General features: G+C 75.1%; 15 protein-coding genes. 9 read left to right on the top strand and 6 right to left on the bottom strand.

Translation table 11 applies throughout. The features are described from left to right. Positions 1-20 precede the first annotated feature (20 nt). A complete protein-coding gene (locus ACFCX4_RS13980; protein WP_376141888.1) occupies positions 21-1,151 on the top strand; it encodes an ArsR/SmtB family transcription factor in 1,131 nt (376 codons plus the stop codon). Here ACFCX4_RS13980 and ACFCX4_RS13975 read toward each other — a convergent pair. The 4 genes from ACFCX4_RS13975 to ACFCX4_RS13960 form a co-directional block, all read right to left on the bottom strand. Next, positions 1,141-1,911 carry an SDR family NAD(P)-dependent oxidoreductase gene (locus tag ACFCX4_RS13975; protein ID WP_376141886.1) on the bottom strand — a complete coding sequence of 257 codons (771 nt, stop codon included), beginning with the start codon at positions 1,909-1,911 and terminating at the stop codon, positions 1,141-1,143. The two genes, ACFCX4_RS13980 and ACFCX4_RS13975, sit on opposite strands and share 11 nt — an antisense overlap. A 133-nt stretch (positions 1,912-2,044) precedes the next feature. Beyond that, entirely contained in the window at positions 2,045-2,635 is a 591-nt protein-coding gene (locus ACFCX4_RS13970; RefSeq protein ID WP_376141883.1) for a TetR/AcrR family transcriptional regulator, read from the bottom strand. A 161-nt stretch (positions 2,636-2,796) separates the two neighbouring features. After that, entirely contained in the window at positions 2,797-3,093 is a 297-nt protein-coding gene (locus tag ACFCX4_RS13965; RefSeq protein ID WP_376141881.1) for an MTH1187 family thiamine-binding protein, read from the bottom strand. A gap of 74 nt (positions 3,094-3,167) precedes the next feature. Further along, positions 3,168-4,658, bottom strand: coding sequence for a SulP family inorganic anion transporter (locus tag ACFCX4_RS13960; RefSeq protein ID WP_376141925.1), 1,491 nt, complete (start codon positions 4,656-4,658; stop codon positions 3,168-3,170). A 925-nt stretch (positions 4,659-5,583) separates the two neighbouring features. Between ACFCX4_RS13960 and ACFCX4_RS13955 the strand changes: the two genes are divergently transcribed. Both ACFCX4_RS13955 and ACFCX4_RS13950 read left to right on the top strand, forming a co-directional pair. Then, positions 5,584-6,066: a pyridoxamine 5'-phosphate oxidase family protein gene (locus ACFCX4_RS13955; protein WP_376141878.1), complete on the top strand. Its 483-nt coding sequence runs from the start codon at positions 5,584-5,586 to the stop codon at positions 6,064-6,066. Positions 6,067-6,171: 105 nt separating this feature from the next. Then, the gene (locus ACFCX4_RS13950) at positions 6,172-6,660 is read left to right on the top strand and encodes a glutathione peroxidase (RefSeq protein WP_376141876.1); all 489 of its coding nucleotides are present in this window, start codon (positions 6,172-6,174) and stop codon (positions 6,658-6,660) included. 51 nt (positions 6,661-6,711) lie between these two features. Here the strand turns inward: ACFCX4_RS13950 and ACFCX4_RS13945 are convergent, their stop codons facing one another. Then, a complete protein-coding gene (locus tag ACFCX4_RS13945; RefSeq protein ID WP_376141874.1) occupies positions 6,712-7,635 on the bottom strand; it encodes a LysR family transcriptional regulator in 924 nt (307 codons plus the stop codon). 84 nt (positions 7,636-7,719) lie between these two features. On the opposite strand from ACFCX4_RS13945, the gene ACFCX4_RS13940 reads away from it, so the two are divergent. From ACFCX4_RS13940 to ACFCX4_RS13920, 5 genes are all read left to right on the top strand, one after another. Next, positions 7,720-8,424, top strand: coding sequence for a succinate dehydrogenase cytochrome b subunit (locus tag ACFCX4_RS13940; RefSeq protein ID WP_376141872.1), 705 nt, complete (start codon positions 7,720-7,722; stop codon positions 8,422-8,424). After that, complete coding sequence (locus ACFCX4_RS13935; protein ID WP_376141870.1) at positions 8,421-10,367, top strand: fumarate reductase/succinate dehydrogenase flavoprotein subunit; 1,947 nt, start codon at positions 8,421-8,423, stop codon at positions 10,365-10,367. Before ACFCX4_RS13940 ends, ACFCX4_RS13935 begins: the two co-directional genes overlap by 4 nt. Next, on the top strand, positions 10,364-11,101 hold the full coding sequence (locus tag ACFCX4_RS13930) for a succinate dehydrogenase/fumarate reductase iron-sulfur subunit (protein ID WP_376141867.1): 738 nt from the start codon (positions 10,364-10,366) through the stop codon (positions 11,099-11,101). The genes ACFCX4_RS13935 and ACFCX4_RS13930 overlap by 4 nt, the downstream gene beginning before the upstream one ends. Positions 11,102-11,238: 137 nt before the next feature. Next, complete coding sequence (locus ACFCX4_RS13925; RefSeq protein ID WP_376141865.1) at positions 11,239-11,403, top strand: hypothetical protein; 165 nt, start codon at positions 11,239-11,241, stop codon at positions 11,401-11,403. Then, positions 11,400-11,702 (top strand): hypothetical protein, encoded by a 303-nt coding sequence (locus ACFCX4_RS13920; protein ID WP_376141862.1) that lies wholly within the window; start codon positions 11,400-11,402, stop codon positions 11,700-11,702. Before ACFCX4_RS13925 ends, ACFCX4_RS13920 begins: the two co-directional genes overlap by 4 nt. Before the next feature lie 52 nt (positions 11,703-11,754). Here ACFCX4_RS13920 and ACFCX4_RS13915 read toward each other — a convergent pair whose 3' ends face one another. Then, complete coding sequence (locus tag ACFCX4_RS13915; RefSeq protein ID WP_376141859.1) at positions 11,755-12,663, bottom strand: DUF2797 domain-containing protein; 909 nt, start codon at positions 12,661-12,663, stop codon at positions 11,755-11,757. Positions 12,664-13,020: 357 nt separating this feature from the next. On the opposite strand from ACFCX4_RS13915, the gene ACFCX4_RS13910 reads away from it, so the two are divergent. Then, entirely contained in the window at positions 13,021-13,506 is a 486-nt protein-coding gene (locus ACFCX4_RS13910) for a ricin-type beta-trefoil lectin domain protein (protein WP_376141857.1), read from the top strand. Positions 13,507-13,620: the final 114 nt, after the last annotated feature.

Genomic DNA, 13,620 nt, shown 5'->3' with positions numbered 1-13,620 from the left:
TTGAGGCCCCGGGCTCAGGGATGGCACGCTGGCGCGGACACCCGTACGACCCCGGGAGCGCCGTGCTGCGGATCCACTTCACCCCGGAGGACTTCGGTCTGGTCCGGCTGGCCCCCCGGCCGGCACCGTTGCAGGAACTGCACGCGGCGCTTCTGACGCTCACCCGCCCGGGGCCGGCCCCGCTGCTCGACCGCTGGCGGCGGCGGACGCTGAGCGCGCTGCCGCCGGCCGCCGTGCCGCTCGCGGACCTGGCTCCCGGCGGCCGGGCGCCGGTCTTCCTGGACGTGGTGGCGGACAGCCTGGCGGAATCGGTGGAGCGGGTGCGGGCCGCGCCGTCCGCGCTGGTGACGGCCGAGCTGGCCCGGGTGTACGCGCCGGCCCCCGCCCCCGCGCCGGCCTGGGTGCACGAACTGCCCCGGGGGGACGCCGGGGCGTGGCGGCTGGTCGAGCGCGCGCAGCGGGCGGCGTTCGACACGGTGGTGGGCCCGGCCTGGGAGCGGGTTCGGGAGCTGCACCACGCCGAGTTCGTCCGGCAGGCCGTGCGGCTGGCCGAGGACGGTGCCGCGGCGCTGCTCCCGGGTCTGCTGCCGGGGAGCCGGACGGGCGACGGGAGGTGGGAGGTGCCGGGCGCGGCGGCCCGGGAGGTCCGGCTGGGCGGGCGCGGGCTGCTGCTGCTCCCGACCTTCCACTGGTCGGGCGGGCCGCTGCTGTCCGATCCGCCCGACGGCCCGGTCGTGCTGACGTACCCGGCCGGCACCGGCCTGCCGCCGCAGCCGGACGAGGTGGCGGGTCCGGAGGCGCTGGCCCGGGTGCTGGGCGGCACCCGGGCGGAGCTGCTGCACCTGCTGGCCGCCGACGGGAGCACGGGCGGGCTCGCGCGGCGGCTCGGGGTCAGCGGTGCGACGGTCTCCGCGCACACGGCGGCACTGCGGGCCGCCGGGCTGATCACGACCGAGCGGGCCGGGAAGGCCGTGCTGCACCGGCGCACCGCGCTCGGGGAACTGCTGGTCCGGCCCGCCGCCGAGGAACTCCGGTCGGAGCCGGATCGGCAGGGGCGGCGAGGACCTGAACCGGAACCGGGGCCGGGGCCGGGGCCGGGGCCGGGTGGGGGTCCGGCCCCGGGGTCGGGGGAGGTCCCGGTCAGGCGGTGACGCCGCCGTCGAGGACGAGGTCGGCGCCGACGGTGAAGGCGGACTCGTCGGAGGCGAGGTGGAGGACGGCGGCGGCGACCTCCTCGACGGCCCCGGCGCGGCCGGCCGGGACGCTCTCCTTCATCCGGTCCGCCTTCTCGGACGCGTTCTCGCCGGGGCGGGAGGACATCGTGGTGTCGATCGGACCCGGGCTCACCAGGTTGATCCGCACCCCGTCGGCGATGTGGTCCCGGGCCGCGCTGCGGGTCAGGGTGGCGACGGCGGCCTTGGAGACCGCGTAGACGCCGAGGTCGCCGACCCGGAGGTGGGTGCCCAGGTTGGAGGAGATGTTGACGATCGCCCCGCCGCCGTTGGCGCGCAGGTGGGCGATCTGGTGCTTCATCGCGTACCAGGTTCCGTTGAGGTTGATGTCGATCACCCGCCGCCACTCCTCGTCGGCGATGTCGGCGATCGGGCCGATGCCGCCGAGGACGCCGGCGTTGTTGACGGCGACGTCCAGTCCCCCAAGCCGCTCGACGGTCTCGCGCACCAGGCGGGCGGCGTCCGCAGGGTCGGACACCGAGCCGGTCAGGGCGACGGCGGTGCCACCCTCCCGCTCGACGAGCGCGACGGTCTCCGCGAGGGCGCTCGCGGTGCGGCCGGCGACGGCGACGCGGGCTCCCTCCCGGGCGAAGGCGAGGGCGACGGCGCGGCCGATGCCACTGCCGCCACCGGTGACCAGGACGGACTTGCCGGTGAAGCGGGTGGTGCTGCGGGACATGCGAGTGCTCCTCGATCGAGGTATAAATTGACCGTTCGGTTCAGAATAAGGACAGCAGAACAGGCATGAGCGGGGGAAGGCGTGCGCGAGGGAGGCGCGGACGGGGGCCGCAGGGGTGGGCGCGCCGGGTCGGTCAGTCCAGCAGCGCGAGGGCCTGGTCGGCGGCGTCGCGCAGCCGGGCCGAGCCGTCACCGGTCTTGCCGATCACCCGCATGCCCTGGAACAGCACCACCAGCAGCCGGGCCAGCGCCTGCGGGTCGCGCCCCTCGGACAGCTCCCCCTGGGCCCGCGCCCGGACCAGCGCGGTGGTCAGCACCGTCTCCAGGTGGAGCAGGTTGACCTCCACCCGGTGGGCGGCGTCCCGGTCGTGCGGGGCCAGTTCCACCGCCGTGTTGGTGACGAAACAGCCCCGGCGCGGGCCGTCCTCGCCGTCCGCGGCGGACTCCCGGGCGAACCGGAGGACCAGGCCGCGGACGGCCGGCAGGACCGGGCCGGGCTGCGACAGCTCGGCCAGCAGCACCGGCTGCTGCTGGCCGCCGTACCGCTCCAGCGCGCGCAGGTACAGCTCCCGCTTGCTGCCGAAGGTGGCGTAGACGCTGGCGCGGGCGATACCGAGGTGCTCGACCAGGTCCGCCATCGAGGTGGCCTCGTAGCCGCGCCGCCAGAACAGCTCCAGGGCCGACTGGAGCGCCGCGTCGGGGTCGAATTCCTTGGTTCGCGCCATGCCTGAAAGGTAGTCCTTTCCAGATCGATCGGTCAAGAAAGAAGGTCGGCCAGGGAGGAGCCGACCGGCCCGCCCCCGGACGGCGGGCGGACCGGCCCCGGCGCGACCGCGGCGCGACCCCGGCGGTCGGCACGGGCGGCCGGCCCCCGGCCGCCACCCGGTCAGCCCCCGGCGAGGTGGCGCTCCACCGTGGCGACCTTGGCGGTCAGGCCGTCGGTCACCCCGGCGCGGTCGTCGATCTTGATGACGGTGCTGACCCGGTTGCTGTAGGCCTTGACCGCCTCGATCGCCTCCCGGATCACCGGCATCACCTCGTCCCACTCCCCCTCGACGCTGGTGAACATCGCGTCCGTGCGGTTCGGCAGCCCGCTCGCGCGGACCACCCGCACGGCGGCGGCGACCGCCTCCCCGACGTCCTCGCCGACCCCGAGCGGGGTGACCGAAAAGGCTGCGATCACGACTGGCCCTCCTCAGCTGTCCACCGCGGCACCGGTACGGCCGCGGCCCTCGGAGGACCACGGTAACCAGAGCGTCAGACCACCGTCGGCAGCGGCGGCTCGACCGCCACCGGGGCGGAGCTGCGGGCGCGGTGCTGCGCCGCCCAGGTGGTGAGGGCGACCGTGCAGGCGTGGTCGAGGTGGCGCAGCCCGGACCGGTCGAGTTCCACCGGCCGGTCCGCCGGGAGGCGTTCGAGGGCGTCCAGCAGCCGGGGCAGCCGCAGGAAGGTGGCGTTGCCGGAGAGCCGGACCCGCAGGGGCCGCTCCCCGGTGCCGGGCTCGGCCGGCGGTTCCTCCACGGAGATCTGCAGGTGGGAGGTCTGCCAGGCGGACTTGACCACGGCGAGGCCGACGCCGATCAGCACCCCCTCGAACAGGTCGGTGGTGATGACGGAGACGGCGGTCACGGCGAGCACCGCGGCCTCGCCCCGGTGGTCGCGGCAGAGCGCCGCCATCCGCCGGACCGGGACGAGCTTGGCGCCCGCGTGCACCAGGACGGCGGCCAGCGCGGTCAGCGGGACGAGGCCGAGCGCCCCCGGCAGCAGGGCGGTGAACAGCAGGAGCCAGCCGCCGTGCATGACGCGGGAGGCCTTGGTGCGGGCGCCCGCCTGGACGTTGGTCGCGCTGCGGACGATGACGGCGGTCATCGGGAGCGCGCCGAGGAGGCCGCACAGGGTGTTGCCGACGCCCTGGGCGGTGAGTTCACGGTCGTAGTGGGTGCGCGGACCGTGGTGCATCCGGTCGACGGCGGCGGCGCTGAACAGGGTCTCGGCGGAGGCGATCAGGGTGAAGGCGAGCACGGTGCCGACGCCGGCCGTGGTGAACAGGGCGCCGAGCGCGGCGTGGTCGGGCAGCCGGACGACGTCGAGCAGGCCGGCCACCTCGACCCGGGCGACCGGCAGGTCGAACAGGGCGGTGACGGCGGCGGCCAGGCCGACGGCGCCGAGCGGACCGGGCACCGCCCGGGCGAGCCGGGGCGGCAGGTACTTCCAGCCGACCAGCACCAGCAGGGTCGCCGCACCGAGCGCCACCGCGCCGCGGTTCGCCGACCCGGTGACGGCGTCGCGCAGCAGCGCGGGCAGACCGGCGATCTTCTCGGGCCCCGTGCCCGGGCCGCGGCGGTCGGCGAGCGCGTAGAGCTGGCCGAGGACCAGGGTCAGCCCGATCCCCGCCAGCATGCCGTGCACCACGGAGGCCGACATGGCCCGGAACCAGCGGCCGAGCCGCAGGGCCCCCATGGCGAGCTGGAGCAGTCCGGTGAGCAGCACCAGGACGCCGAGGGCGCCCGCGCCGTACTCCTGGACGGCCTCGTGGACGAGGACGGTCAGACCGGCGGCGGGGCCGCTGACCTGGAGACTGCTGCCGGGCAGGGCGCCGACCACCAGGCCGCCGACGATGCCGGTGACCAGGCCGAGTTCGGCGGGCACGCCGGAGGCGACGGCGACACCGACGCAGAGCGGGAGGGCGACCAGGAAGACCACCAGGGAGGCGGGCAGGTCGTGGCGCCAGGGCACCGCGCGCAGCACGGCCGCCGGGGTCCGGTGGCGCAGCACGCGGCGGGGGCGGGCCCGGCCGGGGCGGGTGCTGTGGCGCGGGGCGGTCGGCGGGCTCTTGCGCCCGCTGGAGCGGCCGTTCACCGGTGCACCCCCGGCGGCGAGGAGAGGAGGGGGGCGGGGACGGACCCGAAGGAGGCGGTCGAGGAAGGAGCGGCGGAGGAAGGAGCGGCGGAGGAGGCTGGGGCGGAGTCGGCGGACGGACATCCGGGCAGGGCACAGCGTCGAGGCATCGGGAGTTTCCTTCCGCGCACCCCGCACCGCTGCGCGCCGTCGGCGGCGCAACGCTGCGGGTGCGGTGCTGCGAGGTGCGGCTGGTGACTGCGGTGCTGCAGTGGCTACGTGGCGGCAGCGACTGCGGTACTGCCGTGGCTGCGGTACTGCAGTGGCTGCGATGGCGGCTGGTACGCACGGAACGGGCCGGACGGCGCGGCGGGCTTGCTGCACGGGACCGGGCGGCCGGGGCTCCCCCACTCCCCGGACGGTCCCGAACCCCCTTGCCGTGACCCGCTGTTGAACATGGCAACCATGACAGGTCCGGCGTGCCACCGACGGTACCCAGCACCCGGCGAGCGGCCAACATCGCACACCGTTCCTTCACTCGGGCAGCACGCCGGGCACACGTCCGGGCCGGAATCCGGGACCCGGACGGGTACGGACGTTCGTCGGTCGGGCAGGCTTGCGACCCCCGCCCCGTGCCGCGGAGGCGGCGGCCGGCCCACGGCGGCGGGCCGCGGGGCGGTCCGGCCGGACGGCGGCGCGGAAGGAGTGCGCCACGCCTCCCCGGGCGCCGGACCGGCCCCCGCCGGGCGTTCGGCGCCCGGTCCGTGCGGGTACGTACCGGGGACTGCCCGCGCGCGGGGTGCGCGCGGGCCTTCCTGCTTGGGGAGGCCCCACCGTGTCCTTCACGATGACCCGCGCCGACTGCGAACGTTTCCTGGCGGACGTGCACGTCGGCGTCCTGTCCGTCGCCGGCCCCGCGCCCGGCGAGCCCCCGCTGACCGTGCCCATCTGGTACTCCTACCGCCCCGGTGGCCTGCTCACCGTGCTGACCGGACGGGAGTCGGTCAAGGCCCGCCGGCTCCGCGCGGCCGGCGGCTTCACCCTCTGCGCCCAGCAGGAGGAGCCGCCCTGCCGCTACGTGACGGTCTCCGGCCCGGTGGTGGCGATCGAGGAGCGGATAGCCCCCGACGAGCGCGCCGCGCTGGCCCACCGCTACCTGCCGCCCGCCACCGCCGCCGCCTACCTGGTGGCGACCGCCGAACAGCTGACCGCCGACATCGCCGTCCGGATGCGGCCGGACCGCTGGCTGAGCGCCGACTTCACCGCGGTCACCGCGCGGATCGCCGCCCTGGAACACCCGCCGACCCGCCACGGTTGACCCGGTGGACGTGCACCGGACGGGCGCGCGCGGCGGGATACCGTACCCGCGCGGGCCCGCCCGCCGCCGCACCACCGACGACCGACTCCGAATGGGGACCACACCGTGAGCCTGTACGACATCCCGCTGCGCACGCTGTCCGGCGAGACCGCCTCGCTGGCGGACTACAAGGGCAAGGCGCTGCTGATCGTCAACGTCGCCTCCAAGTGCGGCCTGACCCCGCAGTACGCGGGCCTGGAGCGGCTCCAGGAGCGCTACGCCGGGCGCGGCTTCACCGTGCTCGGCTTCCCCTCGAACCAGTTCGCCGGGCAGGAGCCGGGCAGCGCCGAGGAGATCGCCACCTTCTGCTCGACCACCTACGGCGTGTCCTTCCCCCTGTTCGAGAAGACCGACGTGAACGGCGAGGACCGGCACCCGCTGTACGCGCGGCTCACCGGGACCGCCGACGCCGAGGGCAAGGCCGGGGACGTCTCGTGGAACTTCGAGAAGTTCCTGGTGTCGCCGGACGGCACCGTGGCCGCCCGGATCCGCCCGCGCACCGAGCCGGAGTCGGACGAGGTGATCGCGGCGATCGAGGCCGTGCTGCCGGCCTGATCCGCGCGCCCGGCGGGGGTCCGGGGCCCGCCCGCCCCGGCCCCCGCCGTTCTAGAGCAACAGCTTTGTCCCCGGGGGGAGTTCGCCGTCCCGGGCGGCGCCGTGCAGATGCGCCAGCAGGGTCGACCGGAGCGCCCCGGCCGCCCGGGTGGGCGGCACCTCGTGGCCGTGCGCGACGGCGATGGTGCGGCCCAGACCCGGACCCGCGAACGGCGTGACCGTCAGCCCGGAGCGGGCGGCGACCATCCCCGGCAGCACCGCCGGCCCCAGGCCCGCCCGGACGAAGCCGAGCACCGCGTCCATCTCGCCGCCCTCCACCGCGAACTCCGGCTCGAACCCGGCCTCCCGGCAGGCCGCCAGGGTCGCCTCCCGCAGGTCGTAGCCCTCCCGGAACATCACCAGCGGACGCCCCCGCAGCTCAGCCACCCGCACCCGGCGCCGCCGGCCGGGCGGCTCGCGGGAGACCAGCACCAGCTCCTCGTGCAGCAGCTCGGTGAGCGCCAGGGCCGGCGGCGCCTCACCGCTCGGCGGCGTGATGATCAGGGCGAGGTCCAGCTCGCCCTCCGCGAGGCTGTGCACCAGGTCGCGCGAGCCGCCCTCGCGCACCACCAGCGCGACACCCGGGTAGCGGTCCCGGAAGACCTTCAGCACGTCCGGCACCAGGCTGGTGCACAGACTCGGCGGCGCGCCCAGGCGCACCCGGCCGCGGCGCAGCTGCACCGTCTCCTGGACGGCGAGCCGGGCGCTCTCGGTGTCCGCGAGGATGCGCCGGGCGAGCGGCAGCAGGGCGTCCCCGGCGTCGGTGAGGGCGATGTTGCCGCGCGTCCGGTGGAACAGCTCGGCTCCCAACTCCCGCTCCAGCGAACGGATCTGCTGCGAGAGGGACGGCTGGGCCACGTGCGCCGCCTCGGCCGCGCGGGTGAAGTGGCGGGTCTCGGCGACGGCGACGAAGTAGCGGAGTTGCTGGAGCTGCACAGCTCCCAGCATAGGCGGTGGCTATCGTCACGAGCCGCATCATGTCTTGGACGTACCGTTTGGTGGCTCCCTACCGTTGTCGCCATGACAACCGCGACCCGGACGGCCCGGCATCCGTCCACCCTGGCGACCCTGTGGCGGTCGACCGTCGGCAAGAAGGCGGTCATGGCCGTCAGCGGACTGGTCATGCTGCTGTACCTGGTCGCCCACATGCTCGGGAACCTCAAGGTCTTCTTCGGACCGGACGACCTCAACGGCTACGCGGCGTGGCTGCGCACCCTCGGACAGCCCTTCCTCGGCCACGAGTGGTTCCTGTGGATCGCCCGGGCGGGCCTGCTGGCCGCCGTCCTGCTGCACGGCGTCGCCGCGTACCAGCTGAGCCGGCGCGACCTCGCGGCCCGGCCGAGCAAGTACGAGCACCGGCGGCGGCGGGCAAGCTACGCGACCCGCACGATGCGCTGGGGCGGGGTGATCCTGGCGCTGTTCATCGTCTGGCACGTCCTGGACCTCACCACCCTGACCGTGAACCCCAACGCCGAGCACGGCAGGCCGTACCAGAACATCGTGGCCTCCTTCGGGACCTGGTACTCCTGCGTGATCTACGTCGTCGCGATGCTCGCCGTCGGCCTGCACGTGCGGCACGGCTTCTGGAGCGCCGCACAGACCCTGGGCGCCAACAACGCCCGGCGGGACCGCGCGCTGAAGCGCACCGCCGACGGCCTGGCGCTGCTGCTGACCGTGGGCTTCCTGTCCGTCCCCGTGGCCGTGATGACCGGAGTGGTGAGTTGAGCGAGTACCCGGACTACACCGTCGGCGCGCCGATCGCCGACACCCGGGCCCCGGCGGGGCCGATCGAGCAGCGCTGGGACCAGCGGCGGTTCGAGGCGAAGCTCGTCAACCCGGCGAACCGCCGCAAGCACCGGGTGATCGTCGTCGGCACCGGCCTGGCCGGCGGCGCGGCGGGCGCCACCCTCGCCGAACAGGGCTACCACGTCGTCCAGTTCTGCTTCCAGGACTCCCCCAGGCGGGCCCACTCGATCGCCGCCCAGGGCGGCATCAACGCGGCGAAGAACTACCGCAACGACGGCGACTCGGTCCGCCGGCTGTTCTACGACACGGTCAAGGGCGGCGACTTCCGCGCCCGCGAGTCCAACGTGCACCGGCTGGCCCAGGTGTCGGTGGAGATCATCGACCAGTGCGTGGCCCAGGGCGTGCCGTTCGCCCGCGAGTACGGCGGCCTGCTGGACACCCGCTCGTTCGGCGGCGTGCAGGTCTCCCGCACGTTCTACGCCCGCGGCCAGACCGGCCAGCAGCTGCTGCTCGGCGCCTACCAGGCGCTCTCCCGGCAGATCGCGGCCGGGAACGTGGAGATGCACGCCCGCACCGAGATGCTCGACCTGCTGGTGATCGACGGCCGGGCGCGCGGGATCGTCGCCCGCGACCTGGTCACCGGCGAGATCACCAGCCACACCGCCGACGCCGTGGTGCTGGCCTCCGGCGGCTACGGCAACGTCTTCTACCTCTCCACCAACGCCAAGAACTCCAACGCCACCGCGATCTGGCGGGCCCACCGGCGCGGCGCGTACTTCGCCAACCCGTGCTTCACCCAGATCCACCCGACCTGCATCCCGCGCTCCGGCGAGCACCAGTCCAAGCTCACCCTGATGAGCGAGTCGCTGCGCAACGACGGCCGGATCTGGGTGCCCAGGGCCGAGGGCGACACCCGGCCGCCGGCCGAGATCCCCGAGGAGGAGCGGGACTACTACCTGGAGCGGATCTACCCGTCCTTCGGGAACCTCGTGCCGCGCGACATCGCCTCCCGGGCCGCCAAGAACGTCTGCGACGAGGGCCGCGGCGTCGGCCCCGGCGGACAGGGCGTCTACCTGGACTTCGCCGACGCGATCCGCCGGCTGGGCCGGGACGCGGTGGAGGCCAAGTACGGCAACCTGTTCGAGATGTACGAGCGGATCACCGCCGAGGACCCGTACCGGGTGCCGATGCGGATCTACCCGGCGATCCACTACACGATGGGCGGGCTCTGGGTCGACTACGACCTGCAGACCACCGTGCCCGGACTGTTCGCGATCGGCGAGGCCAACTTCTCCGACCACGGTGCCAACCGGCTCGGCGCGAGCGCGCTGATGCAGGGCCTGGCGGACGGCTACTTCGTCCTGCCGCCGGTGCTCAACGACTACCTGGCCCGCGAGCGCCTGCCCGCCGTCCCGGCCGGCCACGAGGAGATCGCCGCCGTGGAGGCCGAGTCCGCCGACCGGCTGAACCTCATCCTCGCGGTGAACGGCGACCGCACCCCCGACTCCTTCCACCGCGAGCTCGGCGAGCTGCTCTGGGACGAGTGCGGGATGGCCCGGGACGCGGCCGGGCTGCGCCGCGCGCTGGAGCGGATCCCCCGGCTGCGGGACGAGTTCTGGCGCCGGATCCGGGTGCCGGGCACCGGACAGGAGCTCAACCAGGCACTGGAGAAGGCCAACCGGCTGGTCGACTACTTCGAGCTCGCCGAGCTGATGTGCCTGGACGCGCTGCACCGCGCCGAGTCCTGCGGCGGCCACTTCCGGGTCGAGAGCCAGACGCCCGAGGGCGAGGCGGCCCGCCGGGACGAGGAGTTCTCCTACGCCGCCGCCTGGGAGTTCACCGGCACCGGGCGCTCCCCCGTCCTGCACCGCGAGCACCTCGACTTCGAGCACGTCCACCCCACCCAGCGGAGCTACGCGTGAACCTCACCCTTCGGATCTGGCGCCAGGCGGGCCCCGACACGCCGGGCTCGATGACCACCTACCAGGTCACCGGGATCTCGCCGGACATGTCCTTCCTGGAGATGCTGGACACTCTCAACGAGGAGCTGATCACCCGGGGCGACACGCCCGTCGCCTTCGACCACGACTGCCGCGAGGGCATCTGCGGCGCCTGCGGCATGGTCATCAACGGCCGGGCCCACGGCCCCGAGCGGACCACCACCTGCCAGCTGCACATGCGGCACTTCCGGGACGGCGACACCATCGACGTCGAGCCGTGGCGGGCGGCGGCCTTCCCGGTGGTCAAGGACCTGGTGGTGGACCGCTCCGCGTTCGACCGGATCATCGGCTCCGGCGGCTACATCACCGCCCCGACCGGCAGCGCCCCCGAGGCGCACGCCACGCCCGTCCCCAAGGAGACCGCCGACACCGCGTTCGAGCACGCCGAGTGCATCGGCTGCGGCGCCTGCGTGGCGGCCTGCCCGAACGGATCGGCGATGCTCTTCACCTCCGCGAAGGTGGTCCACCTCAACGTGCTGCCGCAGGGCGCGCCGGAGCGCAGGGCCCGGGTGCGCGACATGGTGGCCGCGATGGACGCCGAGGGCTTCGGCGGCTGCACCAACACCGGCGAGTGCGCGACGGCCTGCCCCAAGGGCATCCCGCTGCCGAGCATCGCGGCGATGAACCGCGAGTTCCTGCGCAGCTCACTGGGCTGAACCGGAGGCCCTCCCAGGAGCGGAGCGGGGCGCGCGTGGTGCTCGTGCGCGCCCCGCTTCTTGGACGCTTCGTCAGGATCGGTGCTGGCGACCCGGATTTCGCGCTACCGTGGTCCCCGCCGAAAAGGAGCGTGCATATGCCCGAGGTTCAGGCCTGCTCCGGTTGCGGCGGGTCCGGGGGGACCCAGAAGACCGAGGCCACGGTCGAACGGGACGAGGAAGGGAGCATGGTGCCCAAGATCCACGTCTACTGGTCGCCGTGCGGTCGGTGCCACGGATCCGGAACGGTGATCGTCGGATGAGGCTGGTCTTCGAGTGTGTCGAGTGCGGCAGTCACTACCTGCCGCCCGAAACGATGGCGTACCCCGACGGGCCCGCCTCGCCGATCTGGTGCACGGGGTGCCAGAGCGCGAAGCGGGCGGCGGGTGTGCGCGAGGATCCGCTGCTGGCCCGGGTCGCGCTGGCGGCCGCCCGGGCGGCGGGCGCCGGGGCCGGCGCGGAGGAGCCGGCCGCCCGGCGCGCGGACGTCCGTCCGTCGCGGCCGCCGGTGTCGCGGCGGTCCCGTTCCGGGCCCGGTGTGCTGCGCGGCAGACTGGCGTAGCGCCGGGCCGGGCGGGCCGCGGGGCCCGGCACCCGGGCGGGACGGCGCCCGGTCAGAACAGCGCCTCCTGGGTGTCCGGCTCGGCCGGGCGGACCCGCTCGGCCAGTGCCAGCCCGCAGGACGGCCGCCCGGCCGCCGGGGTCAGCGTCCAGCCGGTCAGCAGCCGGGTGTCCAGGAGCAGCGGCGGGCCGCCGTCCGGCTGGTCAAGCAGCAGGTGCCGCCCGATCGGCGGGCGCAGCAGCCCGGCGAGCACCGCGCCGTCCGCCAGGCCCTCGACCGCGCGGTAGACCCCGGGGGCACCGCCGGTCAGGCCGAAGAGCCCGACGTGGTCGGTGACCGGGTGGTCCGCGAGCAGTTCGACGCCGTGCCCCCGCAGCAGCCCGTGCGCCCGGGCGCGGGCGCCGGTGAGCAGCGTGCGGCGGTGTTCCTCGTCGCCGTGCTCCCACCAGTGGTCGACCTTCGTCCGGCTCTTGAACCGCTCCCGGGCCAGCCCGGAGGCGGCGACGGTCAGTTCGGCGCGGCGGACGGCGGGCAGCGACCCCCGAGCGGCGAACGTCCAGGCGAGCGCGCCCTGTTCGAGCAGCCGGGCGGAGCCGCGCTGCTCGGCGGTGAGTCCGACCTTGAGCAGGCCCTCGCCGAACCAGGCGAGGTAGAGCCGGTAGGTGCGGCCGTCGTCGAGGATCTGGTCCCGCGCCAGGGCCAGCCCGCGGTCCACGCTCTGGCAGGAGGGGCACTGCACGGCGGCGCCGTCGGGCGCGATCACGGCGTGGTGCGGGCAGGGCGTGCGCTCGTCGTGGCCCGCGAGCCACGCGCCGACGCACCGCCGGGGCCCGCCGAGCAGCCAGCCGACCGCCGTGCCGGGAACCGCCTCCCGCTCGTGCACGCGCCGCCCGTGCACCGCGCTGAGCACCGGCCGCCCGTCCCGCCACCCCAGCCCGGTGGAGACCCACCCGCCCGTCACGCTCACCGCCACCTCGCCGTACGCCGTCCGAGCCCCCGAGGCTACCGCCCGCCACCGACAGGCCGGCGGGCGCGCGGCGACCGGATCACGGGCCTCCGTGCGCCGGGTACCCCGGGCGGGTGGTGCCGCCGCCCGGTCCGCCCCGCCGTTCGCGGGGGCCCGCCCGGCGAGCGGTACCCCCGTCGGGGTATTTGCGCGGACCGGCGTTGACGGTCCGCGGACCGGACCGGGAGTCTGACGGCGGCCCGCGGCCCGGCCCTTCCGGCACCCGGCCGGGCCCCGACGCCTCGACGGACCGGCCGGCGTGACACGCGGCAACGGGCCTTCCTGGAACACGACTTCGAAAGGGACACCCCCATGCGTCGTACCGCCGCCGCACTCGCCTCCCTCGTCCTGGCCGGGGCGGCCGCCCTCGCCTCGCCCGGCACCGCGTCCGCCGACGACGACCTGCCGGGGCCGACCATCACCGCCCCGATCGTCGGCGTCCGGGACCTCTGCCTCGCGATCCGCAGCACGAGCCCCACCGAGTACCGGCCCGTCCAGGTCTGGGACTGCGACGGCAGCGCCGCCCAGTACTGGCGCAAGGGCGTCAACGGCACCCTCCAGGCCCTCGGCAAGTGTCTGGACGTGTGGCACGGCGGGACCCGGCCCGGCACCCCGGTCGGCGTCTACGAGTGCAACGGCACCGGCTCCCAGCAGTGGCAGTACACGGACAGCGCCAGGTTCTACAACCCGCAGTCCGGCCTCTGCCTCAACGTGCCGCTGGAGGGCACGGCCGGTGTGGACCTCAACATCTGGAACTGCTACCTCTACGCCCCCCAGCGGTGGCGCTTCGCGATCTGACGGCCGCCGGGCGCCCGGCGGCGTGGCGGCGCCGTGCCCGGCGGAGACGGCGCCGACGGGCGCGGCCCCGCCCCCCGGGCGGGGTGTCCACCCGTGGCTGTGTCTTATAAACAT

It is taken from the genome of Kitasatospora sp. NPDC056327, assembly GCF_042261735.1.
GTDB lineage: Bacteria > Actinomycetota > Actinomycetes > Streptomycetales > Streptomycetaceae > Kitasatospora.
Note: the sequence above shows the minus strand (reverse complement) of the source record. Positions and strands in the feature narration are given on the sequence as shown.